This window comes from Vreelandella sp. DA03-1M, assembly GCF_055725665.1.
The window spans coordinates 2,017,816-2,040,593 of record NZ_CM146798.1; the positions used below are offsets into that span (position 1 = coordinate 2,017,816).

Annotated in this window: 24 protein-coding genes and 1 pseudogene; 21 read left to right on the top strand and 4 right to left on the bottom strand. The window is 53.1% G+C overall.

The genetic code is table 11. From position 1 onward, the window contains the following. Positions 1-25 precede the first annotated feature (25 nt). Both ACXUPB_RS09325 and ACXUPB_RS09330 read left to right on the top strand, forming a co-directional pair. The gene (locus tag ACXUPB_RS09325; RefSeq protein ID WP_281372583.1) at positions 26-148 is read left to right on the top strand and encodes a DoxX family protein; all 123 of its coding nucleotides are present in this window, start codon (positions 26-28) and stop codon (positions 146-148) included. Between the two features lie 8 nt (positions 149-156). Further along, positions 157-309 carry a DoxX family protein gene (locus ACXUPB_RS09330; protein WP_472956374.1) on the top strand — a complete coding sequence of 51 codons (153 nt, stop codon included), beginning with the start codon at positions 157-159 and terminating at the stop codon, positions 307-309. Between the two features lie 283 nt (positions 310-592). On the opposite strand, the gene ACXUPB_RS09335 is transcribed toward ACXUPB_RS09330, so the two are convergent. Together ACXUPB_RS09335 and ACXUPB_RS09340 are read right to left on the bottom strand one after the other, a co-directional pair. Then, positions 593-1,537 carry an IS5 family transposase gene (locus ACXUPB_RS09335; protein ID WP_101147219.1) on the bottom strand — a complete coding sequence of 315 codons (945 nt, stop codon included), beginning with the start codon at positions 1,535-1,537 and terminating at the stop codon, positions 593-595. Between the two features lie 583 nt (positions 1,538-2,120). Then, positions 2,121-2,876 (bottom strand): phosphatase PAP2 family protein, encoded by a 756-nt coding sequence (locus tag ACXUPB_RS09340; protein WP_472956376.1) that lies wholly within the window; start codon positions 2,874-2,876, stop codon positions 2,121-2,123. Positions 2,877-3,244: 368 nt separating this feature from the next. Here ACXUPB_RS09340 and ACXUPB_RS09345 point away from each other — a divergent pair, with 368 nt between their 5' ends. The 7 genes from ACXUPB_RS09345 to ACXUPB_RS09375 all read left to right on the top strand — a co-directional run bounded on the left by ACXUPB_RS09345 (position 3,245) and on the right by ACXUPB_RS09375 (position 7,549). Then, positions 3,245-3,844 (top strand): Crp/Fnr family transcriptional regulator, encoded by a 600-nt coding sequence (locus ACXUPB_RS09345; protein ID WP_339935081.1) that lies wholly within the window; start codon positions 3,245-3,247, stop codon positions 3,842-3,844. Further along, positions 3,845-3,997 (top strand): hypothetical protein, encoded by a 153-nt coding sequence (locus ACXUPB_RS09350; protein ID WP_339935080.1) that lies wholly within the window; start codon positions 3,845-3,847, stop codon positions 3,995-3,997. 269 nt (positions 3,998-4,266) lie between these two features. After that, a complete protein-coding gene (locus ACXUPB_RS09355) occupies positions 4,267-4,893 on the top strand; it encodes a LysE family translocator (RefSeq protein WP_339935078.1) in 627 nt (208 codons plus the stop codon). A gap of 53 nt (positions 4,894-4,946) precedes the next feature. Then, positions 4,947-5,534, top strand: a complete 588-nt coding sequence (locus ACXUPB_RS09360) for an O-methyltransferase (RefSeq protein WP_339935077.1) — start codon at positions 4,947-4,949, stop codon at positions 5,532-5,534. A gap of 102 nt (positions 5,535-5,636) precedes the next feature. Beyond that, on the top strand, positions 5,637-6,128 hold the full coding sequence (locus ACXUPB_RS09365; protein ID WP_339935076.1) for an arsinothricin resistance N-acetyltransferase ArsN1 family B: 492 nt from the start codon (positions 5,637-5,639) through the stop codon (positions 6,126-6,128). Between the two features lie 224 nt (positions 6,129-6,352). Next, positions 6,353-7,258 carry a coiled-coil domain-containing protein gene (locus ACXUPB_RS09370; protein ID WP_179915987.1) on the top strand — a complete coding sequence of 302 codons (906 nt, stop codon included), beginning with the start codon at positions 6,353-6,355 and terminating at the stop codon, positions 7,256-7,258. A gap of 123 nt (positions 7,259-7,381) precedes the next feature. Beyond that, positions 7,382-7,549 carry a hypothetical protein gene (locus tag ACXUPB_RS09375; RefSeq protein ID WP_339935075.1) on the top strand — a complete coding sequence of 56 codons (168 nt, stop codon included), beginning with the start codon at positions 7,382-7,384 and terminating at the stop codon, positions 7,547-7,549. 194 nt (positions 7,550-7,743) lie between these two features. On the opposite strand, the gene ACXUPB_RS09380 is transcribed toward ACXUPB_RS09375, so the two are convergent. Next, positions 7,744-11,235, bottom strand: coding sequence for a sensor domain-containing protein (locus ACXUPB_RS09380; protein WP_472956378.1), 3,492 nt, complete (start codon positions 11,233-11,235; stop codon positions 7,744-7,746). A gap of 247 nt (positions 11,236-11,482) precedes the next feature. Between ACXUPB_RS09380 and ACXUPB_RS09385 the strand changes: the two genes are divergently transcribed. The 11 genes from ACXUPB_RS09385 (at position 11,483) to ACXUPB_RS09435 (ending at position 21,757) form a co-directional block, all read left to right on the top strand. Then, positions 11,483-11,884 carry a DUF2784 domain-containing protein gene (locus ACXUPB_RS09385; protein WP_179915997.1) on the top strand — a complete coding sequence of 134 codons (402 nt, stop codon included), beginning with the start codon at positions 11,483-11,485 and terminating at the stop codon, positions 11,882-11,884. A gap of 161 nt (positions 11,885-12,045) precedes the next feature. Then, positions 12,046-13,197: a GGDEF domain-containing protein gene (locus ACXUPB_RS09390; RefSeq protein WP_472956380.1), complete on the top strand. Its 1,152-nt coding sequence runs from the start codon at positions 12,046-12,048 to the stop codon at positions 13,195-13,197. A gap of 67 nt (positions 13,198-13,264) precedes the next feature. Next, a complete protein-coding gene (locus ACXUPB_RS09395) occupies positions 13,265-14,635 on the top strand; it encodes a CHAD domain-containing protein (RefSeq protein ID WP_472956381.1) in 1,371 nt (456 codons plus the stop codon). 85 nt (positions 14,636-14,720) lie between these two features. Next, positions 14,721-14,927, top strand: coding sequence for a ParD-like family protein (locus tag ACXUPB_RS09400; RefSeq protein ID WP_008956699.1), 207 nt, complete (start codon positions 14,721-14,723; stop codon positions 14,925-14,927). Next, entirely contained in the window at positions 14,920-15,726 is an 807-nt protein-coding gene (gene map / locus ACXUPB_RS09405; RefSeq protein WP_472956383.1) for a type I methionyl aminopeptidase, read from the top strand. Before ACXUPB_RS09400 ends, map begins: the two co-directional genes overlap by 8 nt. Positions 15,727-15,831: 105 nt before the next feature. Next, positions 15,832-17,226, top strand: a complete 1,395-nt coding sequence (locus ACXUPB_RS09410) for a S8 family serine peptidase (protein ID WP_472956385.1) — start codon at positions 15,832-15,834, stop codon at positions 17,224-17,226. Between the two features lie 72 nt (positions 17,227-17,298). After that, a complete protein-coding gene (locus ACXUPB_RS09415) occupies positions 17,299-17,538 on the top strand; it encodes a hypothetical protein (protein ID WP_179915981.1) in 240 nt (79 codons plus the stop codon). Positions 17,539-17,879: 341 nt separating this feature from the next. Next, the gene (locus ACXUPB_RS09420; RefSeq protein WP_179915980.1) at positions 17,880-18,476 is read left to right on the top strand and encodes a LemA family protein; all 597 of its coding nucleotides are present in this window, start codon (positions 17,880-17,882) and stop codon (positions 18,474-18,476) included. Between the two features lie 18 nt (positions 18,477-18,494). Next, complete coding sequence (locus tag ACXUPB_RS09425) at positions 18,495-20,474, top strand: M48 family metallopeptidase (protein WP_472956388.1); 1,980 nt, start codon at positions 18,495-18,497, stop codon at positions 20,472-20,474. Positions 20,475-20,506: 32 nt separating this feature from the next. Continuing rightward, complete coding sequence (locus ACXUPB_RS09430; RefSeq protein WP_472956389.1) at positions 20,507-21,049, top strand: GrpB family protein; 543 nt, start codon at positions 20,507-20,509, stop codon at positions 21,047-21,049. 72 nt (positions 21,050-21,121) lie between these two features. Next, positions 21,122-21,757, top strand: coding sequence for a LysE family translocator (locus tag ACXUPB_RS09435; protein ID WP_472956391.1), 636 nt, complete (start codon positions 21,122-21,124; stop codon positions 21,755-21,757). A 72-nt stretch (positions 21,758-21,829) separates the two neighbouring features. Here ACXUPB_RS09435 and ACXUPB_RS09440 read toward each other — a convergent pair whose 3' ends face one another. Continuing rightward, positions 21,830-22,210, bottom strand: a complete 381-nt coding sequence (locus tag ACXUPB_RS09440; protein ID WP_472956393.1) for an NAD(P)H-dependent oxidoreductase — start codon at positions 22,208-22,210, stop codon at positions 21,830-21,832. 14 nt (positions 22,211-22,224) lie between these two features. Between ACXUPB_RS09440 and ACXUPB_RS09445 the strand changes: the two are divergent. Next, positions 22,225-22,755 (top strand): annotated as a pseudogene (locus tag ACXUPB_RS09445) (LysR substrate-binding domain-containing protein); the annotation flags it as partial. Between the last annotated feature and the right edge of the window lie 23 nt (positions 22,756-22,778).

Here is a 22,778-nt window from a genome sequence, read left to right on the forward strand (position 1 = left end):
GCTCATTTTTTACTGATTTTTTGTAATGGCAATGCCGGATTATCTGGGTTATCACAAAGAGTTGGTGATGATTAGCGGTATTTTTGAACTGGCCGGAGCTATTGGTATTTTGGTTCCCAAACTCGCTTTTGGGCCGCATGTGGTTTGATCATCCTAATGGCTGCTGTCTATCCTGCCAATATCAATATGGCGTTACATCCTGAGCAATATCCAGAGTTGCCCAAACTATTGTTATATGCTCGCTTACCTTTACAGTTTTTCTTGGCTTGGCTTGGCTTGGCTTGTGGTCAATTAAAGCAGAAAAATTAGAGCGCAAAGAGGCTATTTAAATTATGAAGGGGTGTCGGCGTTGTCGATTTAATATAATCGGTGCCTAGACAATATTGCAGATTGGATATTGCTCTTGGCAGGGCACCGGAATGCTCAGCTTGCTAGGCTGGTTTAATTACCTAGGGAAGGTCTGAATAACTGCCGATATTCATCACCGCTCACTTGAGCCGAGAAAAAATCGAAAATTCAGACATTCTTCTCCCGTTCTTTGTGTATTTTTGCCCGTTTCCCGCTCATTGAGCGGAAAACGGGCGCAATCGCCCTATTCCCATAGGTATTTCTCACTGATCAGCAGGTTGCTGAACGCCGCCAGCAAGTGCAGGCGCTGAGTGTTTTTGGCCAGTCCACGATAGCGAGCCTTGCCATAACCAAAAACTTGTTTGATGTACCGAAAGGGGTGCTCCACCTTGGCACGGATACTGGCTTTGATTTTTTCGACTTTCTGTCGCCTGGCATCTAGCTGCTTGCGGGTGCCAGGCCGTTTGGCAATATACCAAGAGACATCGTTGCGGTGCTTGTGCTCGTCTCGTTTTTGAATACCAAGGTAACCGGCATCACCGAAGACGCGTTGCTCTTCACCGTGAAGGAGCTTATCGGCAGGCACAATGTCATGGACATTGGCAGCCGTGGTCTCAATGCTGTGAATCAACCCAAGCTTATCGTCGACACCTATGTGCATTTTCATGCCAAAGTGCCAAGAGCTACCTTTTTTAGTTTGGTGCATTTGCGGATCGCGCTCGCCTTTTTTGTTTTTGGTGGAACTAGGCGCAGAAATGATAGTGGCATCGACAATGCTCCCTTCGCGCAGCATCAGGCCATTTTTCTCCAGGTGGTTGTTCACTTCCTGGAACAGCACCTTGCCAAGGCCGTGGCGTTCCAGAAAATGGCGAAACTTGAGAATCGTGGTTTCGTCCGGCAATCGGTCCAGTTTCAAACCGGCGAATTGGCGCATGGACTCGATCTCGTAGAGGGCGTCTTCCATGGCCGGATCGCTCAGGTTGTAAAACAATTGCATGCAATGGACGCGGAGCATGGCAGACAGTTGATACGGAGGCCGCCCGCTCTCGCCCTTGGGGTAATAACGGGCTACCTTCTTCTCCAACTGCGTCCAGGGGATCAGCTTGTCCATCCGCTCCAGAAAGAGTTCGCGGCGGGTCTTTCGCTTCTTGTTCTGGTACTCGGCTTCTGAGAAGGTGATTTGATCCATGGCAGCACTGAATCCTATGCAGTTGACGATAGCCGTATTATCGCTGATGGCAGTGACTTTTTCAGAGCTTCCCTAGCACATTTTTTTCACTTTTCTTTGATGATTTTACAGCTTTCTTTTCTTTGGCCGTTAAAAGTGGTTTCTTTTTAGTATTTTTTTTACTGTCTTGTCCTTTGCTCATGATATTTGCCTCTATAAATTCATTATTTGACTTATTAAGCTGTATGAAGCCAGCTTTCGAGAATTGATATTAGCGTATAAAGTGTCAGGGCGCATGGTTATATAGTGAAGACCCTACTTAAAAGTAAACCTATCCTCACCTTGGCCTGATGAAATCATCAAAATGTAGCAATGTGTCTGACAGACTGAGCCTGGTTCCGCTACAAGCTTATCCTTTGTATCTAAAGCGTTAGGCTTATTTTTCAGCTTTGAGATACCGTTATATTTTTTATCGGATAGATGATCCGTAACGGCTGGCTAGGCTAGATATCATCAGCTCCTGTTATTGGCTTTAAGCCGAAGATTCATGCTTGCAGATGGCTGGGCAACATCCACTGTGTTGCCCAGCGCTACTTGAGCCACGTTATTCAGTGTCCGACCCACTAACTTCTGTCTCTACCTGCCCATGCCGCTGCATCCAGCGCATCACGATCCAGCACAGTGCGGCCCAGCTTGCCCCGGCTGTCCAACCGGCAAGCACATCGGTGGGCCAATGGACACCAAGGTAGACGCGGCTTACGCCCACCAGCAGGGTTAGTAATATCGCCAGAATCAGAAGATAAGCCTTCAGCCTCAAAGCGGGCTGAACGCGGGTGAGTAGCGCGGCCAGGGTGAGGTAGGTGACGGCAGACATCATTGAATGCCCGCTGGGAAAACTTGCGGTGTAAACCATGGCTTCATGCGGCACGAGATCCGGGCGAGGGCGATCAAAACCTATCTTCATCACGGTGCTGAGGAGAATGCCGCCGGGGACCGCGATCGCGGCAAAGAGGGCCGCGCGATAGCGTCCGGCGAGTAACAGGTAGCCCAGAGCGCCTAACGTGATGAGTACCAGCACGCCGACACCGCCAAGCGCAGTAAAGTCCCGCCCCATTTCTTCAACCCAGCCCGGCCCAATCGGGTCGCTAAGATCGGCGGGGTTGCGAAGGGCGAGCAGCAGACTCTCATCGATGGTCTGGGTATCTCCCTCGCTCACCTCATCGGCCAGGGTGACGAACCCCCAAATCCCGCCGGAAAGTACCGCGACGCATAGCAGCATCGCTATCTCGTGGCGGCCAAGCCGAGCCAGCAGGGAAAAGCTTTTGTGTCCAACGTGTCTAATTTTTTCATGGTGCTTCATTTGCAACTCCTTTGCTTTGAGAAGTGATACGCAACGTCTATTCTGACGCTCTTATGGTGTCAGTGTTATCAATAGCGCAGAAAACCGCTTACTTCTAAAGCAGGATGACGTTTTACCAGGGGGTCGTTTAGCAAGATAGTCAGACATTAACGCCGAAGGTCTTGCGACAATGCCGGGGCTGACCTGATGACGCTGCCTGAATTATTGTCGAATCGACGTTGACGTGTGGCATTCTGGAGCCGGACCATCCCTGTAGGATTCATGCAACCATTTGATAATACATATAATTCATAACCTACGTTAGGTTGGTAAAGTAGGCAAATGTTTTAGAATAACGCTAATAAACCATTTGCCTGAGGGGTAACAGAGTGTCTCTCATCGATACAGAAGTGATGCGGGGCCTTAGTACTCAAGGCGCGCTGTCTCCAGAAGACAAAGCGCTATTGCTGGGCCTTGAGCTCAGCCCTCGGTATATGTCGGCTAGCGAGGTGCTCTGGCAGGAAAGCGAGGATGCTGATCTGTTCTGCGTGGTCAAGGAGGGCTGGGCATACTCCTATCGCAACTTAAAAAATGGTTCAAAGCAGGTCCTCAAGTTTTACCTTCCTGGCGATATCATCGGTATTCGCGATTTTGGTTTCACTCGCCGCCTAGCGAGTGCGGCAATGATTAATAAAGGGGTGATTTGTCCATTCTCCTATCAACAGCTTTTTGAGCTCTTTGGGCGTTCAAGCCTAGCCGCCGGTATCGTGGCCACAGCAACGCGTCAGCAGGCGCAACTCTCCGAGCGGCTGATCTACCTCGGCAAGTATTCAGCCCACGAGCAGCTGGCGCACTTTCTCTACGAAATCTATCTGCGACTTAAGCGGATCAAGGCCGTTAAGGATAATAGCTTCTTCATGCCGCTCACGCAGGAGCTGATTAGCGACGCGCTGGGGATGAGCCCGGTTCACGTGAGCCGGACTTTCTAAATGCTGCGTGAGGAGGGGCTGGTGATCCGAAACCGTCAGCACGTGAAGTTACCCGACCCCGAAGCGTTGGCGCGGTTAGTCGAATTCAATGACAGCTATATCGATGAATTCCTACCGCCCTCTTTTTTTGAGCTTCTAAAAGCCAGCCCATAAAGCGCCGGTAGCCTCTATTGGCTGATAACAGCCCCCACCAAAGCCCCTGCTTCCATAAGGATCTGGTTTCACCAATAGCTATTACTCTTCCTCCAACACTTCCTCGACCCATTCCACCCACGTTTCAGTAAGGCGTTGGCCAAGCCGCAACGTAGGGTAATGGTTAAAAGTCTGCATGACAGATAGAGCTATTAAGCTTTGAACAGGGTACTCCTATCGACATGGATCTTATGCTAACTTAGCATCAACAACCTGTGAGGTAGCTTTCCATGTCGATTGAAATCTGGTTCGCCTTTGCTCTTGCGTCCGTCGCCTTGCTCGCTATTCCTGGGCCAACGATTTGGACCGTGGTTAGCTACTCCATTGCCCAAGGCAGGCGCGCTAATATTCCGCTTGTCGCTGCGGTGGCATTGGGTGACTCAACGGCGCTGCTCTTTTCACTGCTTGGCTTGGGAGCGGTGTTAGCCACCTCGGCATTCTGGTTCACCGTGATCAAATGGATCGGTGGTTTATACCTGCTGTATATGGGCATCAAGCTGTTGCGTGCCGGTATATCGTCGGTGCAGCCGGTAACACCGGCGGTATCAGGTTCGTGCTGGAAGCTCTTCACTAACACCTATCTTGTGACAGCGCTTAACCCGAAGGGCATTATCTTCTTCGTCGCCTTTTTGCCGCAATTCGTCAGCCCGAACGCCGATGCTGGGCAACAACTGTGGATACTTGCGATCACGTTCGTGGTGTTGGCAACGCTGAATGCCACTCTCTACGCCGTATTCGCAACGTCGGTGCGTAAGATGCTCGCATCGCGTCGTGCCCAGCGCCGCTTCAACTTGGTTGGCGGAACGTTACTCTCTTCAGCGGGTGTCTGGGCGCTGCTTGCCAAGCGGCCTGTGTAAGTAAAGGGCGGTAAATTGGATGATGGAAATGCTGTGCCTAGCGGGAGACAACGGTGAGTGAAACTCTTCAAGAACTGCTAAGGGAGCTTGAGCGATTTGGCCAACAAAACGATGCTGCCATTTCTGAACCCCCAAGACGAATGCTCAATATCACCCGTGATACGGGGGAGTTTCTATCGGTACTTGTTCAAGCAACCAACGCGCAACGAGTGTTGGAAATTGGCACTTCCAACGGGTACTCCACCTTGTGGCTGGCCCAGGCAATACAGAGGTTTGGAGGGCACGTTACCACCGTTGAACTTTCCGAATTCAAGCTTGCGATGGCCGCGAAAAATTTTGAGCGCTCAGGCCTCTCTGATGTCATTACCCAGCATCCAGGGGAGGCGGGAGGTCTGTTTGAGAGGTTGAAAGATGCCAGTTTCGACCTGATTTTTTTAGACTCAAAACGCTCCGATTATGTGCAATGGTGGCCTAATATCCAGCGAGTTTTACGCAAAGGTGGGCTTCTTGTGGTGGATAACGCCACCTCCCATGCAGGTGAATTGGCTGCTTTCATGGTGCAGGTATCGGCGGATCCCAATTTCACCACGTGCACCGTCCCCGTTGGTAATGGCGAGTTTCTGGCAACGCGGTGTGGGTGATGCCTGGCTTAGCGTTAAAGGCGCCTTAGCTGACCAAGAAAGCGTTAGTCGAATTTTGTTACTCGTTGAACTTAAACCCCTAGAATATAAATGGAATAAACCATGATCAGAGATGCGGTCAAAGGTGATTCGAAAGCCATCGCGCGCATTTATAACCATTACATCGAAAATACCGCTATTTCCTTTGAAGAAAAGCCGGTTTCTGGAGCAGTGATTCAAGCAAGGATAGAAAGCGTGCAGAGCGTAGGCTTACCTTGGATCGTCTTAGTGGAAGGCGACACGGTGATGGGCTACGCCTATGCGACGAAATGGAAGGAGAGAAGTGCCTACCGATTTGCAGTGGAAGCCAGCGTCTACCTTTCCAACCAGGCGCACGGTAGGGGCTTGGGTGCAAAACTGTACGAAACGCTCTTTTCCAAACTCAAAGAGAGTGGCATTCAGACGGTGATTGGCGGCATCACGCTTCCCAACCCAGCCAGTGTTGCGCTACACGAGAAAATGGGGATGAAAAAAGTAGCCCAATTTGAAAAGGTTGGATTCAAGTTCGAACAATGGCATGACGTAGGTTACTGGCAGCTGATTCTGACTACCTGATTGGAACACATGGCATCACCGAAAAATGTTCTTATAAGGGTCGGCACCGTTGCTAATTGAGTATTGAGGTTATAACAAGCGGCATTTCGCATGTGTTGAATGACCGTTTCTAGCCGAATCAAAAACTTTCCTTCATATTAACGGCAGGGTCAGATCACGATCCGCTAACGAGCACACGTTAGCCACCAATGTAGCGACAGCACTTAAGCGAGAGGATTGCACCAATGACAGGGACTCATAAACCATCAACGATCGCATTGTTGCGCGATAACCGCGTCAGAGTGGTTTTGGCTATCGCCGTCATTGCGATGGTTTGGGCCGCGGTGGCGCACACCATTGCCGGGACGCGTCAGGACAATTTGCAAGCGCTGGAAACACAGTTGGCTGAAACCGAACGCAAGCATCAGCAAATTCAGGCGCAGATGTCTGAGGTGGAAGCCGCAGAGCTTGATTTGGCAACGCTGCAGCAGAGAATGAACGCCCTTGGGGTTGAGCAAACGGAAGCGGAGGCGGCACTTGCTTCAACGCGCGCCGACATTGCCAATGCCCAAGAAGATTTGACTGCTTTACGCGGTGAGCGTGAAACCCGTGAAGAAGAAATTGAGACGTTTAACGAACAGGCAGAAGAAAGGCAGAGTCAGCTTGAGACGCTGAATCAGGAATACGCCGAGGTAGAGACCAACAAAGAAGAAGCCGAAGCCGCCCGCGATGCTGCTCAACAGGCGCAACAAGAAGCAGAAGAGGCTCGTAGCCAAGCTGAAGCTGACCTTGAAGCGCTAAACACCGAGATCGAAGAGGCCGAAGCTGCTCGCGATGCCGCACAACAGGCGCGTCAAGAAGCTGAGGAGGCCCGCAACCAAGCTGAATCTGACCTCGAAGCGCTGAACACCGAGGTTGAAGAGGCCGAAGCCGCTCGCGATGCCGCGCAACAGGCGCGTCAAGAAACAGAAGAGGCGCGTAGCCAGATTGAAGCAGAGCTTGAAGCGTTAAACAGCGATATCGAAGAGGCCAATACCCAACTTGACGCGGTCGGTGATCAGATAAGCGAATTAGAAGAAACGCGTGATGCGCTCAGCGTTGAAGTCACATCGCTCCGAGTGACGCGCGAACAAGCGCAAATGCCTGAGTGAAAGGTGTGTGAAGAGGAGGGTGTAAATGATTCTGTGTAACCGCCCGCGGGTGCAAGAACTGTTGTGTAAAGATCTCCATGCGTGGCAAGCAGCAGGGCTTAGCCCCCCGTCATCTCCTTCAACGTGAGCCCCAAAGCTTTTCGTGACGGCACGTTTGCTTCCCGTTTGCGCGAGACCATGGTCCGTTACGGCATCTCGCCTGGCCAGCTCCAGGTGAAGTTCACCGAGGGCACCCTCACCGAACGCTCGGATATTGTTCATCAGGAAATTCGTGAGCTTCACGAGAACTGACTTGGCTGCAGGCGCAAGGCTGCAACCGTATCCAAGGTTATCTCCTCGCTTACCCCCTTGAGAGCGAGGATTTCCGGGCGATGTTGCTAAACCCGTAAAGTATTGTGCTTATAAACATGTTCAGTACATTTTATGTGTGCGCCAGTAGAAGCCTGGTCATTTGGAAAGCAAAGCCCATTTCCTGGCGTAAACCGTCATGCGTTGGATGTCATCTGGGCTTTTTGCGTAAGCCAAGTGATGAGGCTGTCCAGTGGCATCGGTTTGGCAAACAGGTAGCCTTGGAAAACCTCGCAGCCTAGCGACATCAAGTAGTCGTGCTGTTCTACCGTTTCGATACCTTCGGCAACCACCCTAAGGTCAAGCTCCAGCGCCAAGGTAATAACGCCCTGGCAGATAGCGGCGTTCTTGTCGCTCTTGGCAGCATCCTGCACGAAGCTACGGTCGATCTTGATCTTGTCGATGGGCAGGTCGCGCAGGTAACTCAGACTGGAAAAACCGGTGCCGAAGTCGTCAATGGCAGTACTAACACCCATGCCGCTTAGGGCATGGAGGATATCGATGGCGCCGTCGGCATCACGCATCAGGATGCCTTCAGTCAGTTCCAGCTCCAGGTGCTCAGGTGCAAGGTGCGTCTCGTTCAGTACATTGCGCAACGTGCTGAGGAAGTTGGGGCGGTGAAACTGGAGGGGCGAGAGGTTGACTGCCATGCGTCCTTTTAACAGGCCTTGTTCGACCAATTGTTGGGCATCTTTGCAGGCCTGCCGCATTACCCAGCGGCTCAGCGGAATGATCTGACCGGTCTCCTCCGCAATGGGAATAAACGTCGCTGGCGAGATAAAGCCCTTGGTCGGGTGGTACCAGCGAACCAACGCCTCTAGTCCGTCGACATCGCCTGCGCGGTTCAGCAGGGGCTGGTAATGCAGGTTGAGATGGCCGTGCTCAATGGCTTCCTGTAGCTCGCTGCGCAGGGTGACACGCTGACTGAGCTTGCTGTCGAGATCGTCCGTGTACATCTGGTAGGTGTTACGACCTTGCTGCTTGGCTTTGTACATAGCCATGTCTGCGTGCTGAAGCAGTCGCTCGGGCTCATCGAGCCCAGCGCGATTTACGGCGATACCAATGCTGGCCGACACGTGCAGCTCGTGCTCATTGATCCGGTGGGGTTTATTGAGTGCTTCCAACAGCCGGCCGGCCACTTCTTCGGCCTCATCGGGGTGGCTCAAGTCGGGCAGCAGCAGTACGAACTCATCGCCACCCAAGCGGGCGAGCGTATCACTGACCCGCAACCCCTGCTGTAGCTTCTCTGCCACGCTGATCAAGAGCTGATCACCAACGTTGTGGCCGAGCGTATCGTTGATAGGTTTGAACTCGTCCAGGTCAACGAAGAGTACGGCCAACGTTTGGCCATTGCGAGCCGCCAATTCAACATCATGGGCCAGGCGATCACTGAATAGTGCTCGATTGCCAAGGCCGGTCAGAACGTCGTGGGTCGCCTGATAAGCCAGCTGGCTCTCCTGCTCCTTACGCTCGGAGATATCGTTGATAATGCAGATGAAGTGGCTAACCTGTTGGTTGGCATCCTTCACCGGCGACATGAACAGTTGATTCCAAAAAGGGGAGCCGTCGCGACGATAAGTGCGCACGGTGGTGGTCAGGCTAGTGCCGTGCTGGATCGCTGCTTGGATCTGCTTGGTGTCCTCAGTATCCGTTTCAGCACCGCTGAGAAGTAGCGGCGCGTGGCCGATGACTTCTTGCTCTAGGTAACCGGTAATCCGTGTGAACGCGTGGTTCACATAAACCACTTGTTTCTCTTCCGTACGAACGTCAATGATCATGGCGCCGTTGCCGCTCGCCTCAAGGCTTCGCTCCAGAATGAGCAGCCGCTCCTCGGCGGCAACGCGATCGGTGATGTCCTTGGCAATACCGAAGACCCCGCTGACCTCGCCATCAACCACTATGGGCACCATTGTTACTTCCAAATCTTGAGAAGCCCCTTCGCTTACGAAGCGCATGGTATAGCTGCTGGGGAGTCCGTTGATGGCGCGATTGAAAGCGGTCTCCGTACGCTCTACATCCTGATTGGAACACGCTGGTTCGCAGACGACTGAGCGGAAGTGCTTTCCCAGTAGGTCGCTTTCCGAGAGTCCCACGATGGCTTCCGTCACCGGATTGAGGCTTTCATAGGTGCCGTCACGGTGATGAGCAAATACCGCATCTGGGTTATGGGTGAACAGGGACCGGAAGCGCTGCTCATTGAGCTGCAAAGCGGCGGCCTGTTGGTTACGGAAGGCGATAAGGGCACGGCTGATGATCAACTGATAAGAGAATACTAACCCCATTAGGCCGAAGATCACCGGCAAAGCGCCGGGCAGGCTGCTCAGCGACAGCGGCCCATCCAGTGCTGTAATCGTGAAGGTTGGCCCGCCGGGCAGCGTCACCTCGCGGGAGGCAAACGCCCTCGGGATAAGGGCTCCGTGCGAACTTTTAGCAGCCAACGTGCCCCACGTTTGGTCGTTTGAGGTATACGTGATGGTGAAGCCACTCGTATCCAGATGACGCTGCAACTGGATGATCTCGGCTAAGTCGATAGCAGCCAGCATGGTGGTCTGCCCCCCATCAAGCGTCACCGCTAGTAGGCCATGGCTGCTACGTTCTGGATCAGGAAAACGCCAGCTGATAGGTAGATGGAATATATTTTGCTGGCGTAGCCAGCCCAGTGTCGCTGGGCCGGTCAGTTGATCCATCATCCATAGTAGGTTTGCGGGTTCGCGGCCCACTCGCCACCGTACTTGGGAGTCATCGCCTAAGTGAACGATGGCCAGCAAGCTTGGCTCGTCACGCATAAACGTTCGCATCTCTACTTCTTGAAGCTCGCGAACGGCACTACGACCCTCGCCTCTTAACGCCATCCAGCGCTCTGTTAGGCGCTCAACCTGTTTTACTCTTGACTCAATTCGCTGCTCCATGCCATCGGCGACATTGTTCACTAGCGTATCGGCAGCGGTGAGGCGGGCGTTGTACTGTACCCAGCTGCTGGCCAGCCAGATCATGATGCTGACCGTGACGCCTAACACACCGACGATAATGGCAGAGCGGGGCAGTGGCAGCGTCGGATAGGTACGCTGATGGGCAATAATCAGTAGAGCCGCGCCCAGCAGAAGGCAGAATAAGCTACCCATGGAGGTGAGGCCTGCCACCGAGACGGGTGGCGTCTGGGTGATCAGTGGATAAGCCAACGTAGCGACGCCGAGGATGATCGACGTCCAGCCGATCAAGCGATAACCTCGCCGAGTGCCCCCCGATGCCGGAGAAAAGAAACAACTCGTTCCCATGATTACCACCAGCAACGCAGGTACCCTGCCCAGGCGTGGCTGTCCGGTGAGCCATGAAAGCCCGTCGTCCGTTCCCGGTGCGAGAAGATCATGGCCAAGGCTATAACCACCCAATACGATCATCAGGCCACCGGCTAAACGTCGCCAGCGTGACTGGTGGCTCAGCAGGGCCAGCAGGCCGACGCTAACCAACAGCACGGCAAGGGTGCCATCAGGGCTCAAACGCCACTGTGGGGGTAGCGGAAGGTGTGCAACGCGGTCTAGCAGCAGGCTGCTGACACTGATCAGCAAACTACTAGTGAGTAGAATCAACAGCCAAGCCTGCATGGCGAGACGACGGTTACTCTGAGCCATCTTTTGTTGTTGTCCTTCGGCTATGGTGAGAAGCATTGTCACAATGGGCGGAAACGCTGGGAGAGGCCTTACTGACGGTCTTTTAGTCTACGGCGGCTAAAAATATTGCGCTGTTATACAGGAGTAAGCCTAGTGCGCAATTAGCGGTAAGTATTATAAAAGGATGTTATTAACGAACGCTTGTATTCATGTAAACAAATGTTTCAGTTAGAGGTTGAGGTGTTTTGTGACAGATAGCCCATTCCCTATGCCACTGTCCCTGCTACTTTTGCTAGCCGACGCTATCCTTATACTTCATGTGTTGTTTGTGGCCTTCGTGGTACTCGGCTTATTCGCAGTATACGCGGGCTATTTTCTGAACTGGCAGTGGGTGCGCAATCGCATTTTCCGCATCGTGCATTTGTGCGCGATTGGCTATGTGGTCGTTCAAGCCTGGTTAGGTGTCGTTTGCCCGTTAACCACCTGGGAAATGGCGCTTAGAGCAGAGGTGGGCGCTGGCACCTATTCGGGGTCATTTATTCAGCACTGGCTGCATAGCCTGCTCTATTTAACGTTGCCGGAGTGGGTGTTTGTGGTGGTTTATACGCTATTCGGCAGCTTGGTGTTGGCCAGTTGGCTGGTGGTGAAGCCGCATAAGCGTGTTCGCTAACTCACTCCAGTTGACTGTTTCGGTTAGTGGGGTAGCTTTACTTAGTGAACCCGAAAGAAATCGCCGCGTTACTCAGGGAGTGTGGGGCTTTGCCATTACAAAAAAAGCGGAACCAGGTGCATTGGTTAACGGGCCAATTTTGCGACGCTGGCAGGGAGTCGATGTATCGCCAGTCTATCCAGGAAAACGTTAGGTTGGAGTTTAGCCGTGCCTTAAGCGTCGCGACCTTAGTCTTTGGTATGTTTGCGATTTCGGATTACTACCTGCTTGGACTCACTAGCGAATTTTATCTGCTGCTTAGCATGCGTGCTGTGGTGGTAAGTCTTTGCCTTCTTATTGCCTTGATTGTTAGGTATGGGCTTGGCCATTCTTATCGCCCCTGGCTCCACGCGTTGCCATTGTGGATATTGGCAACGGGCATCATTTTGATTATTCCTTTACGCCCAGACAGTCTCCCCACCCAAATTACCGCTGTGGTGGTCGCCACTATGGCGTTCTATCTTCTAATTCCCAACCTGCTAACCGTGGTGGTGTTTGCCAGCCTTTACTTAAATATTGGCTTTTTAGTCGCTGCTGTTCTGTTTACGGAGATTGCCCTGATAACGGCGCTTCGCATCGTACTTTTGTTGATTATGGGAATCGTGGTGGGGTTCTTTGCCTTGCTTCGTTTGGAGATTCTTCAGCGCAAGCAGTATGCGTTGCTTCACGAAGAGCGTGATTATAACCACCAGCTGCACGCGGAAATAGCACATCGAAAATCGCTGGAGGCGCAGCTGCGAGTGGTCGCAGAGCGGGACGCGTTGACCAGCCTCAATAATCGGGGCCATTTTATGAAACTGGCCGAGGAGCTGTTACAGCGCTCACAGTCAGAAAAGATGCCGTTTAGCCTTTTTATGATCGATGTCGACCATTTCAAGCGTATTAACGATACCTGGGGGCATAGCCACGGGGATTGGGTGCTGATTAAAATCGCAGAGGCTTGCGCAGCGTCGCTGCGTCCATCGGATGTAATAGGGCGTTTTGGTGGGGAGGAGTTTGTAGTGGCCCTGCCGAACACTAACCCAAACGATGCGCAAATCATCGCTGAGCGCTTGAAAAAGAAGGTCGCTGAGCTGCCGTTAAAGGAAGAGATGAGCGAGCTGAGCCCAAGTGTCACCATCGGGGTGGCTGCAACGAATAGTGGTGAGGTCGATCTAGACTCTCTCATCACGCGGGCGGATCAGATGCTTTATGCTGGCAAGCGCGGCGGCAGGAACCAAGTCGTGGTGTGTCGCGATGGTATAAAAGAGGGCGAAGGCGGGGGGCGCCTTTAATCTTACTCAATAGGTGATGCGCGTGTACTAAACTTCGTTCAACACCACCTTACTTGTGAGCGAACCCATGCGGCACTTATACCTAATGCGGCACGCCAAGGCCAAACAGCCCAGTGGCGATATGACCGACCACCAACGGCCGTTGCGAAAGCGGGGTAAGCGACAGGCAGCGGCGATGGCGCATGTGCTGCAGCGCTGGCAAGCGTTGGAAGGGGAGATTTACGTCAGTACAGCGGCTCGCACGCGGGAAACCTTCGACGAGATCGCGGTGCAACTGCCTGAACATACTCTGGTCGATCAGGTTCACTTCGATGAAGACCTTTACACTTTCGATGGCGCCGGGCTGCAGGCATGGCTCAAAGCGTTACCGGATGAAGCCGAAAGGGTGCTGGTGATTGGGCATAACCCGGCGCTGCATGATCTGGCCCGTTGGCTCGATAACACAGCGCCGCATTCGCTGCCCACCGGTAGCTTGCTGCATTTCACGCTGTCTGGCACTGCCTGGAAAAGCGTGGAGCAGGGCGGAGCTAAACTGACGGGGTGCCTGACCCCGGAAGCGGCCAGTTACCCACTTTTCAAGCGCCTTGCCCCCCAGCCACCCAAACACAAAGGCGACACTGCCAGCCGAATATGCGCCATGCTGGAGCACCAGTATCAGATGATTCGGGCCTTGGAGCCTGGCGTCATCGCAGGTGTTGATCCTGAGTTTCTGCACCAGTACCGGGTCAATCTGCGCCGCAGCCGAGCAGTGGGTGAATCCGTGCACGCCATTACCCGAGTACCTGGTTTTAAGAAGATGCTTAAGCGGCTCAAGCATCGCGCCCAGGCCACCAGTGATCTCCGTGATATTGATGTGTTTCTGGAGGATATGGGCAAGACATCACCGCCGCTCTCGTCGGTTACTCGAAAGGGGTTAACGCAGTGGCTGCAGGCTAGCCAGCGGGAACGGCACCAGACGCTGTGCCAGCAGTTAAATGCACCGGAGTACGCTGAAGAGCTTGAGGACTGGCAGAGTTTTATCGTTTCCGATGATGTTGGGAAGGCGCTGTCAAAACTCACGCCAAAACGCATCAAGGCGGCACTAGACGAGCGCATCGCACGCCACGATGAGGATCTGGCGGCACTCTCATTGGACGCTCAAGGCGCCGAGTTCCATGAACTGCGCAAGGGCGTGAAGCGGATTCGCTATCTGGCTGATCTGAATCCGCAGACTCCCGAGCTGTTCCTGACTGAATTGAAGCATCGCCAGGGCCTGCTCGGGGAGTATCAAGACCTGTGTTCCCGTCAGGCTTGGCTGGATGCCTTCGGCGCAAGCCCCGATAACGACCCGCAACAACAGCAGGAGTGTTTTCAGTGGCGCGCTTCGTTAGAGAAGCCGAAGCTGGCGCTGCGCAAGAAAGTAGTGGCGTTGAAACCTCTCTCTAACGTTACAGCTTAACGTAACCAGGTAGCCTTGCCGCCAGTCGTCACGCAATATATGATCTGTATATGATTTATATTCGTTTCATATATTAGGTGGTGTGATGGGTATCGTAAAAATCAATGATCAGCTGCACGAAGATATTCGCAAAGCGAGCTCTGTAATGGTGCGCTCTATCAATGCCCAGGCGGAGTACTGGATAAAGGTAGGTATGCTCGCTGAGGCCAATCCGAGCATGACTTTTTCTGAGATTATGCGTGAGCAAATGAAACAAGCTGACGTTGAAGTAAGGAAAGTAGCCGGTGAGTGAGGTAGCGCTGAAAAACGAGGAGGAGTTGCGCTTAATGCGGACAGCCGGCCAGCTACTCGGATTGGTGTTCAGTCATCTCAACCAACGGATAGTGCCCGGCGTATCCACCATGGCTATTAACGATTGGGCCGAGCGTTATATCGTTGATCAACTGGAGGCTCGCCCGGCCAGTAAGGGGCAATACGATTACCAATACGTATTGAATGCCTCAGTGAACCACGTAGTGTGCCATGGCATTCCATCCGACAAGCAAACGCTCAAATCAGGCGATATCGTCAATGTCGATATTACCCTGGAGAAAGACGGCTTTATTGCCGACTCCAGCAAGATGTACCTGATTGGCGATGTCACTCCCTTTGCCAAGCGACTGGTCGATAAAACCTACGAAGCCATGTGGCAAGGGATTCAAGCGGTCAAGCCCGGTGCCACCTTGGGCGACGTGGGTTATGCGATTCAGCAACATGCTGAACAGCATGGCTACTCTGTGGTTCGTGAGTATTGCGGCCACGGCATTGGCCGGGAAATGCATGAAGAGCCGGAGGTGCTGCATTACGGAAAGAAAGGCAGAGGCTTGGCGTTAAAAGAGGGCATGGTGTTTACCATCGAGCCCATGATTAATCAGGGCAGGGCCAAGATAAAAACCAAGCGGGATGGTTGGACGGTGGTCACCAGTGACAAAACATTGTCAGCCCAGTGGGAGCACACGATTGCCGTCACTGCTTCCGGTTTTGAAGTGCTCACCCTTCGGGCTGACGAGCGTATTCCCGCTGAACTCAATCAATCTGGCGAAGATCATTAGGTGCGTTAAGCTGAAAGCACGACTCTCTGCATAGAGAGGCTTTGCTTTTTATGGGTAAGCACTTGAGCAGTAACATTTGAAAGCCAGACGAAATGGAGGTCAGCGATGGCTAAAAAACCGACAGGCCGCGGAAACGGTAACACACCCACTGGAGAAAACGGGGTGCTTGCCACCGTTTCGTGTAGCACCGAAAAGCTGTTGTTGGCGGCCCTGGAACGAGGCGGTAGCTGCCTAGAAACAGGGCGCTTTCTTATCAGCTTTCGTGACGGATGGATGGAAGAGGGTATCAAATCGTTAAAAGCACAGAACTTTCGGGTGGCTGATGCCCGTGACTTTACCGATCAGGCCGTCAGCCTGGAAGACGCGGGGGATGCCGAAGCGATGGTATTTCCCGAGCTAGGCGTGGCACTGGTAGGTGGTGATGCCTTGGAGCAACATGGCATGAGTGTGTTGGATAAGGTGTCAGCGGATAGTCCTATCGAAATCATTGAGCCGGAGTACTTTGCGTTTTCCGAGAGCTCTGATTTTAAAAGCTCTGATTTTAAAAGCTCTAATTTTAAAAACTCTGGCTTTAAAAACTCTGGTTCTAAAAACTCGGAGTATCTCCGCGGCTTCTTGAGCGCAGCGAGCACCATCGCGCGCGACTTGGGGGTCGACCTTGATAGGGGGGACTCCGATGAGGGGACTGAGTCTGACGCTCAGCGGTCGACATGGGGGCTAACCCGGTGCAGGGTGCTGCAAAGTAGTTGGAGTGGTGCAGGTATTAAGGTGGCCGTGCTGGATACCGGGATGGATCTTGGCCACCCGGATTTCGCTGGCCGGGAATTCGTTACTCGCTCGTTCGTTGGGGAGCCGGTGCAAGATATGAATGGGCACGGTACGCACTGTATCGGCACGGCTTGCGGCCCCCTGGCGCCGGGTGAAAACACGCAGCGTTACGGTATCGCATATGAAGCTGAGGTCTACGTTGGGAAGGTGCTGACCAACTCGGGCAGCAGTACCGGGGCGGGCGTGCTCGCTGGCTTGAACTGGGCTATCGCCAACCGGTGTGAGGTGATCTCGATGTCGCTTGGCAGCCAGAGCCCGGTGCAGGCCGCCTACACCCATGCGGGTGAAGCGGCGCTGCGTAATGGGTGCCTCATTATTGCCGCGGCGGGGAATTCTGCGACCAATACGGGCGCGCCTGCCAACTCGCCTACGGTGATGTCAGTCGCATCTCTCGATCCGAACCTGAAACCCTCCAGCTTTTCCAATCATGGCAAGATTGAGATTGCCGCGCCTGGGCGCGATATCTTCTCCTCATGGCCCCGGCCTACTCGGCATAAGGCGATCAGTGGCACCAGCATGGCGGCGCCACACGTGGCAGGCTGCGCAGCCCTGTGGGCGCAGTCGGATGCCTCATTGCGGGGAAGCAAACTTTGGAAGCAGCTGGTGGCTTCGGTGCAAGAGCTGCCGTTGCCTGAATCCGGCGTGGGAGCAGGGTTGGTGCAAGCACCTTAATGTGAGCAGATTATCTCTAGGCGGGTATCCCATGCGGCCCTGCCTAGGGAACAGACTTCGAAGGTAAGATCGATGGCAAATATAGAGCTCTGGATAGTGACGATTTCAAGCGACCAGTCGATTGAGGAAATAGCTACACGCCTTAGTGCAGAAGGGTTAACCATCCGGGATGTTCTTAAGGAGATTGGCTGCATCACCGGATCAGCAGACATTGCCACTGCGGATCGACTAAAGCATATCCAAGGCGTGGTGGATATTGCCCCGGATATTCAGATCGACATGGGGCCGCCGGGCTCTGAAAACACCTGGTAAGCAAAGAGGAAAAGTTGCTATGCGGTATGCAAACGCTTTTAGATATAAACAGTGGGCAAATATTGAACTTCTTTCATTCGGAGAGCGGCAAATTCATTTGCTTCCAGAAAGTGATGCGAATTTCTTTATTCGCATACTGAACCATACTGCCGTTGTAGATAGCATATTTATTAGTCGTATTTCTGGTACTCAAGAGCAGTTTGAGCGTCGGTCATAATCAAATGAATCAAGCAGAGCTATCAGTATAAGTGTTTGAACTTGGTTTTTGCATTGCCGTACTTAAATTGTTTTAGGTGTTACTATTTTTATTACATATCTAATTTCTACTCTAAGGAAGGATCATGGCGCTTACACTCATCATTATCGTGGCGATCATCGCCGCTATCGCGTTTTACGTCATCGGTATCTACAACCGACTTGTGTCGTTGAAAAATCGCTTTGAGAACGCTTTTGCTCAAATTGAAGTGCAACTTAAGCGTCGGCATGACCTGATTCCTAATCTGGTGGAGACCGCAAAAGGTTATCTCAGTCATGAGCGGGAGACGCTGCAGTCCGTGATAGAGGCTCGAAATACAGCCGCCGCTGGGCTAAAAGCGGCCGCGGCAAACCCAGGCAGCGCCAAAGCCATGGCAGACCTGAGCGGTGCAGAGGGCGCGCTGACACAGGCGATGGGACGGCTCAATGTGGTCATGGAAGCCTACCCGGATCTAAAAGCCTCAGAAAATATGCAGCAATTGTCAGAAGAGCTAACCAGCACCGAAAACAAAGTGGCCTTTGCGCGGCAGTCCTTTAATGATGCGGTGATGCACTACAACACTTATCGGCAGAGTTTCCCACCGGTAGCAGTGGCGGGCATGTTCGGCCATGGACAGGATGCCTCGTTGTTAGAGTTTGAAGACAGCGCCCAGATTCAAGTGGCGCCGACGGTGTCGTTCTAAGCTCAGGGAAAACGCGACATGGATTTTTTTACCGCGCAGGATAACGCTCGTCGTAAAACCGGGCGTCTGGTCGTTTTGATGGTACTGGCAGTACTTGCCCTGATTGCTGTTACCACGCTGGCAATTACCATCGCGCTGCATCTAATGGGGGAGCAATCTGCTACACAAACTAATCTTTCTGCTCAGGGTATGTGGTCGGCACTCTCGATTGAACTGGTCACTGGCGTTGCTATTGCGGTGTTGGCCGTCGTGGTGCTGGGCGGGCTATTCAAACGCAGTCAGCTAAGGCGTGGTGGCCGGGTAGTGGCAGAAGCCCTTGGTGGACGCGAGATCAACCTTAATACCCGTGATGCTGATGAGCGGCGTATTCTCAATGTGGTTGAAGAGATGGCGATTGCCTCTGGTACGCCAGTGCCCTCCGTGTATGTGCTGGAGGAGGAGAGCATCAATGCCTTCGCCGCCGGTTATCAAACCAATGATGCAGTGATCGGGATTACTCGCGGCACGATCCGAAACCTGACGCGGGATGAACTGCAGGGCGTCGTAGCTCATGAGTTTAGCCATATTCTGCATGGTGACATGCGGTTGAATATGCGCCTGATCAGCATACTGCATGGCATCCTAATCATTGGCTTATTGGGCGGAACATTGCTGCGTAGTATGCGCTTTCGGCGGGTCGGCGGTGGAAAACGCGACAACTCAGGCGCTGTCGTTTTAGCGCTGGGGGCGGCGCTAATGCTGATTGGTTCCGCAGGTACCTTCTTTGGCAATTTGATCAAATCGGCGGTCAGTCGGCAGCGTGAATATCTGGCGGATGCCTCTGCGGTGCAGTTTACCCGCAACCCTAAGGGGATTGGTAATGCGCTGGTTAAAATCGGCTTGCACAGCCAGGGTTCTCACCTGCAAGCGACACAGGCGGCGGAATTTAGCCACCTGTTCTTCGGTCAAGGCGTGCGGCAGGGCTTTAGCCAAATGATGGCCACCCATCCGCCACTGAAAGATCGTATCAAGCGGGTCATGCCGGACTGGAATGGCCGCTTCGAAGCCACTGTTAATGGCCACCAGAACGGGCCCAACCAGCAAACCGAGAATCACGAACCCGAAATTGAAGGCAACGATGAGCGGTCTGAAGCGGAGCCCAGATTTGGCTCGGGAACAGCAACGGGAGCGGGGGCAATGGCGGCTGTGTTAACAGGCGCCTCTGCTCAAACCGCCATTAACACCATGGGCCAGCCTGACCCGCGCCATCTTAAACAGGCTAGAGCCACACTAGATGCGCTGCCTGAGCGGATTAAAAGTGCCGCCCATGAGCCCTATGCTGCGCGCGCTCTGATCTACTCACTGCTGCTCAGTCAGGATAAGACAATGCGTCAGCATCAGCTTAAGGCATTGCATCAAGTTGCACTGCCAGATGTTTACCGAGCGCTGATGGATTATGGCCCTGAAATGTTGAGGCTGGATGTACAGTTACGCTTGCCACTGGTTGAGCTGGTGCTGCCAGCGTTACGGTCGCTCTCGATGGAGCAGGCCCAGCATTTTCGCCTCTGTATGGAACGGTTGATCGAGGCGGATGGCCAGGTCAGTCTGTTGGAGTGGACGCTATATCAGTTGGTGTTGAATAACATCGGCAAGCAAGGCAGTGGGCCCGCTAACCTCAAGATAAACGACCTGCAGCGGGAGTGTCAGATGCTACTGACGGTGCTTGCCACCGCCGGGCAAGATGACCCGGTTGAGATAAGCGCTGCACTCGATGCCGCTGAGAGTGAGCTGCCGTTCTCATTGAGGGCCACTGACGATATAAGTGATATGCATGCGCTTAGCCTGGCCGTTGAGCGTTTGCGGCGCTTAAAGCCTCTGCATAAGCCTGCGCTGTTGCAAGCGATGGCGCGCTGTATTGAGCACAGTGGCCGTATTCTGCCTGCCGAAGCCGAACTGTTCCGTGCCATGGCCGATATTCTCGATTGCCCCATGCCGCCACTGTTATCAGATGATGCATAGACAACAATTCGTGAAACAAGGAAACCTTAGCCATGGATGAAACGGAATCTTTAAATCGAGCCATCCATGAGGAGGTCGCGCTGTTTCCCTATGATCCGGCTTGGCCAACTCTATTTGAGCAGGAGCGAGACCGGCTACTAGGATTATTTCCAGATAAATTTCTAGCCATTGAGCACATCGGAAGTACCGCTGTTTCTGGTCTATCGGCCAAGCCGATCATTGATATCCTGGCTGGCGTTGACTCAATATCCTGGGCCGATGAGTTATTGGAGCCGTTATGCCGTGCCCAATATGCTACATCAATGGAGTACAACGCTTCTTTGGTGGGGCGACGTTGGTTAATGCGATGGGCTGAAGGACGTAGGACGCATCATTTGCATCTTATGGTGTATGGCAGCGAGGAGTGGCATCGTCGGTTGGATTTTCGCAATAAACTGCGTGTTGATACTGAGCTTTCGCAACGGTATGAGAAAAAGAAGCGCCTGTGGGCAGTAGAGTTTTCTTCAGACCGAGAAGCCTATACGGCTGCAAAGGGGGGCTTTATTGTCGATGCGCTACTGATGGAGGCCGATTGACATTGCTGTGTAATGAATCTTTGGACTTTGAGCATGCTACTTTTGGCCGCTAAGTAATTAAGGAAAATAACAGTGTTCGACTACTCGCTATTACATTGGATAACATTTCTTTCCGCGGCGGTGCTTCTGAATCTTTCGCCAGGGCCGGATATTGCCTACATATTGGGGCAAACATTACGCAGCGGTCGACGGCAAGGATTCGCCGCTATGTTCGGGATTTGGTCAGGAGCGGCGTTGCATGTAGTGATGGCCGCCGTTGGCCTTTCGGCAATTCTGGCGACATCCGCTCTGGCGTTTTCGATTGTTAAATGGGTCGGGGCGGCGTATCTGATCTGGCTGGGTGTCAAAATGCTGCTGTCGCGAGGCGATCAATTTATTGCAGCAGAAAAGCAGAGCCCCAAGCGCCTATCCTCGGTTTATTGGCAGGGTATGCTGGTGTCAGCGCTAAATCCCAAAGTGGCCGTATTCTTTCTGGCTTTTTTGCCACAATTTATCGTCGAGGGCGCTGGTCCTGCTCAGGCGCAACTTTTATTACATGGCAGCTTGATTATCGTGGTCGCCGCGGTAATAGAACCCCCTTTGGTACTGGCTGGAGCTAAGCTGGGTGCTTTTCTGAAGAGCAAACCGCGCGTTGGTTTATGGATGGATAGAAGCTTAGGGGCACTGTTTGTGGCATTGGGTGCACGACTGGCAGCGAGTGCTAGGTAGATACTCAAGGCACGGATTTCCCGAGTCAGCGATCTCCGTACCTTAGATGCTGGTTGTTCACATCACATAGCTTTAGGCTGGTTCGGGGGTTGGAGCGTCCTGGAACGCCACCTGCAGTTCATCAACCAGAGACTCAACTTTACCGACTGCCTCGGCAACGGAAGCGGCCAGTAGCTCACCGCCCACTTCCTGGCCTTCGATAGCAATGTAATGAAGGCGGGTAATGCCGATAAACCCTAGCGCCGTGGCTAGGTGGGGTTCCAGCTGGTTCATATGGGCCATTTCTTCTCCTGGTGCCATATTCACGCCGCCTCTAGCTGTGAGCACAACGGCATGCCTTTCTCGGTCTGTAAGCTTGGGTACAAAAGGGTCTATCGGATTGGTGTCATCGAACTCCACCGTTCTGCCGGCCCGCACCACTTGATCAATCCACGCTTTAAGGGCGGCTGGCATGCCAAAGTTATATTCTGCGCATTCATGCGTCCCATGAGCCGGTTCCGCTGGATGGGGTAACGGCAGACATTGCCATTCGCTATGGCGATGGCCGTTGGCCGGGGTTGGTAGCGGAGAAACTTTTTGATAACACCTTTATCCCGGCCTGTAGCCCTCGCCTTGGCCTGCGTGATGTAGCAAAGCTGCCTCTGCATCCGTTGATTCATTTTCGCCCTCAGGGAGAAGTGTCTGAGCCACTGAATTGGAGCTTCTGGCAGAAACACGCAAAGGTGCCTGGGTTGGATGTTAGTGCCGGGCTGGTGTTTTCCGATGAGACCCACGCGATTTCTGCTGCCGTTGGAGAGCAGGGCGTAGCGCTGATGAGCCGTCAGTTGATTAAGGATGAATTAGAGGAGGGGCGCTTAGTGCAACCGTTCGGCCCGGAATTGGTAGGCAAGCCGTTCTTTTTGGTTTACCCGGAAAGTCGTCAGCATGATCCAACGATTCTGGCTATACGTGAGTGGGTAGTGGCGGTGCCGGGTGGGTTGTGTGCTCAAGCGCACTAACGTGTGGGTATGATGGACTATCG

Excerpts from the sequence above, each read along its gene's own strand:
- ACXUPB_RS09385 (WP_179915997.1), top strand. The coding sequence starts at position 11,483 with ATGCCACTGTCCCTGCTACTTTTGCTAGCCGACGCTATCCTTATACTT.
- ACXUPB_RS09325 (WP_281372583.1), top strand. The coding sequence starts at position 26 with ATGGCAATGCCGGATTATCTGGGTTATCACAAAGAGTTGGTGATGATT.
- ACXUPB_RS09350 (WP_339935080.1), top strand. The coding sequence starts at position 3,845 with ATGCTGCGTGAGGAGGGGCTGGTGATCCGAAACCGTCAGCACGTGAAG.
- ACXUPB_RS09440 (WP_472956393.1), bottom strand. The coding sequence starts at position 22,210 with ATGCCAGCCGCCCTTAAAGCGTGGATTGATCAAGTGGTGCGGGCCGGC.
- ACXUPB_RS09430 (WP_472956389.1), top strand. The coding sequence starts at position 20,507 with ATGGATGAAACGGAATCTTTAAATCGAGCCATCCATGAGGAGGTCGCG.
- ACXUPB_RS09395 (WP_472956381.1), top strand. The coding sequence starts at position 13,265 with ATGCGGCACTTATACCTAATGCGGCACGCCAAGGCCAAACAGCCCAGT.
- ACXUPB_RS09425 (WP_472956388.1), top strand. The coding sequence starts at position 18,495 with ATGGATTTTTTTACCGCGCAGGATAACGCTCGTCGTAAAACCGGGCGT.
- ACXUPB_RS09420 (WP_179915980.1), top strand. The coding sequence starts at position 17,880 with ATGGCGCTTACACTCATCATTATCGTGGCGATCATCGCCGCTATCGCG.
- ACXUPB_RS09390 (WP_472956380.1), top strand. The coding sequence starts at position 12,046 with ATGTATCGCCAGTCTATCCAGGAAAACGTTAGGTTGGAGTTTAGCCGT.
- ACXUPB_RS09415 (WP_179915981.1), top strand. The coding sequence starts at position 17,299 with ATGGCAAATATAGAGCTCTGGATAGTGACGATTTCAAGCGACCAGTCG.
- ACXUPB_RS09380 (WP_472956378.1), bottom strand. The coding sequence starts at position 11,235 with ATGGCTCAGAGTAACCGTCGTCTCGCCATGCAGGCTTGGCTGTTGATT.
- ACXUPB_RS09410 (WP_472956385.1), top strand. The coding sequence starts at position 15,832 with ATGGCTAAAAAACCGACAGGCCGCGGAAACGGTAACACACCCACTGGA.
- ACXUPB_RS09370 (WP_179915987.1), top strand. The coding sequence starts at position 6,353 with ATGACAGGGACTCATAAACCATCAACGATCGCATTGTTGCGCGATAAC.
- ACXUPB_RS09340 (WP_472956376.1), bottom strand. The coding sequence starts at position 2,876 with ATGAAGCACCATGAAAAAATTAGACACGTTGGACACAAAAGCTTTTCC.
- ACXUPB_RS09355 (WP_339935078.1), top strand. The coding sequence starts at position 4,267 with ATGTCGATTGAAATCTGGTTCGCCTTTGCTCTTGCGTCCGTCGCCTTG.
- ACXUPB_RS09400 (WP_008956699.1), top strand. The coding sequence starts at position 14,721 with ATGGGTATCGTAAAAATCAATGATCAGCTGCACGAAGATATTCGCAAA.
- ACXUPB_RS09335 (WP_101147219.1), bottom strand. The coding sequence starts at position 1,537 with ATGGATCAAATCACCTTCTCAGAAGCCGAGTACCAGAACAAGAAGCGA.
- ACXUPB_RS09365 (WP_339935076.1), top strand. The coding sequence starts at position 5,637 with ATGATCAGAGATGCGGTCAAAGGTGATTCGAAAGCCATCGCGCGCATT.
- ACXUPB_RS09330 (WP_472956374.1), top strand. The coding sequence starts at position 157 with ATGGCTGCTGTCTATCCTGCCAATATCAATATGGCGTTACATCCTGAG.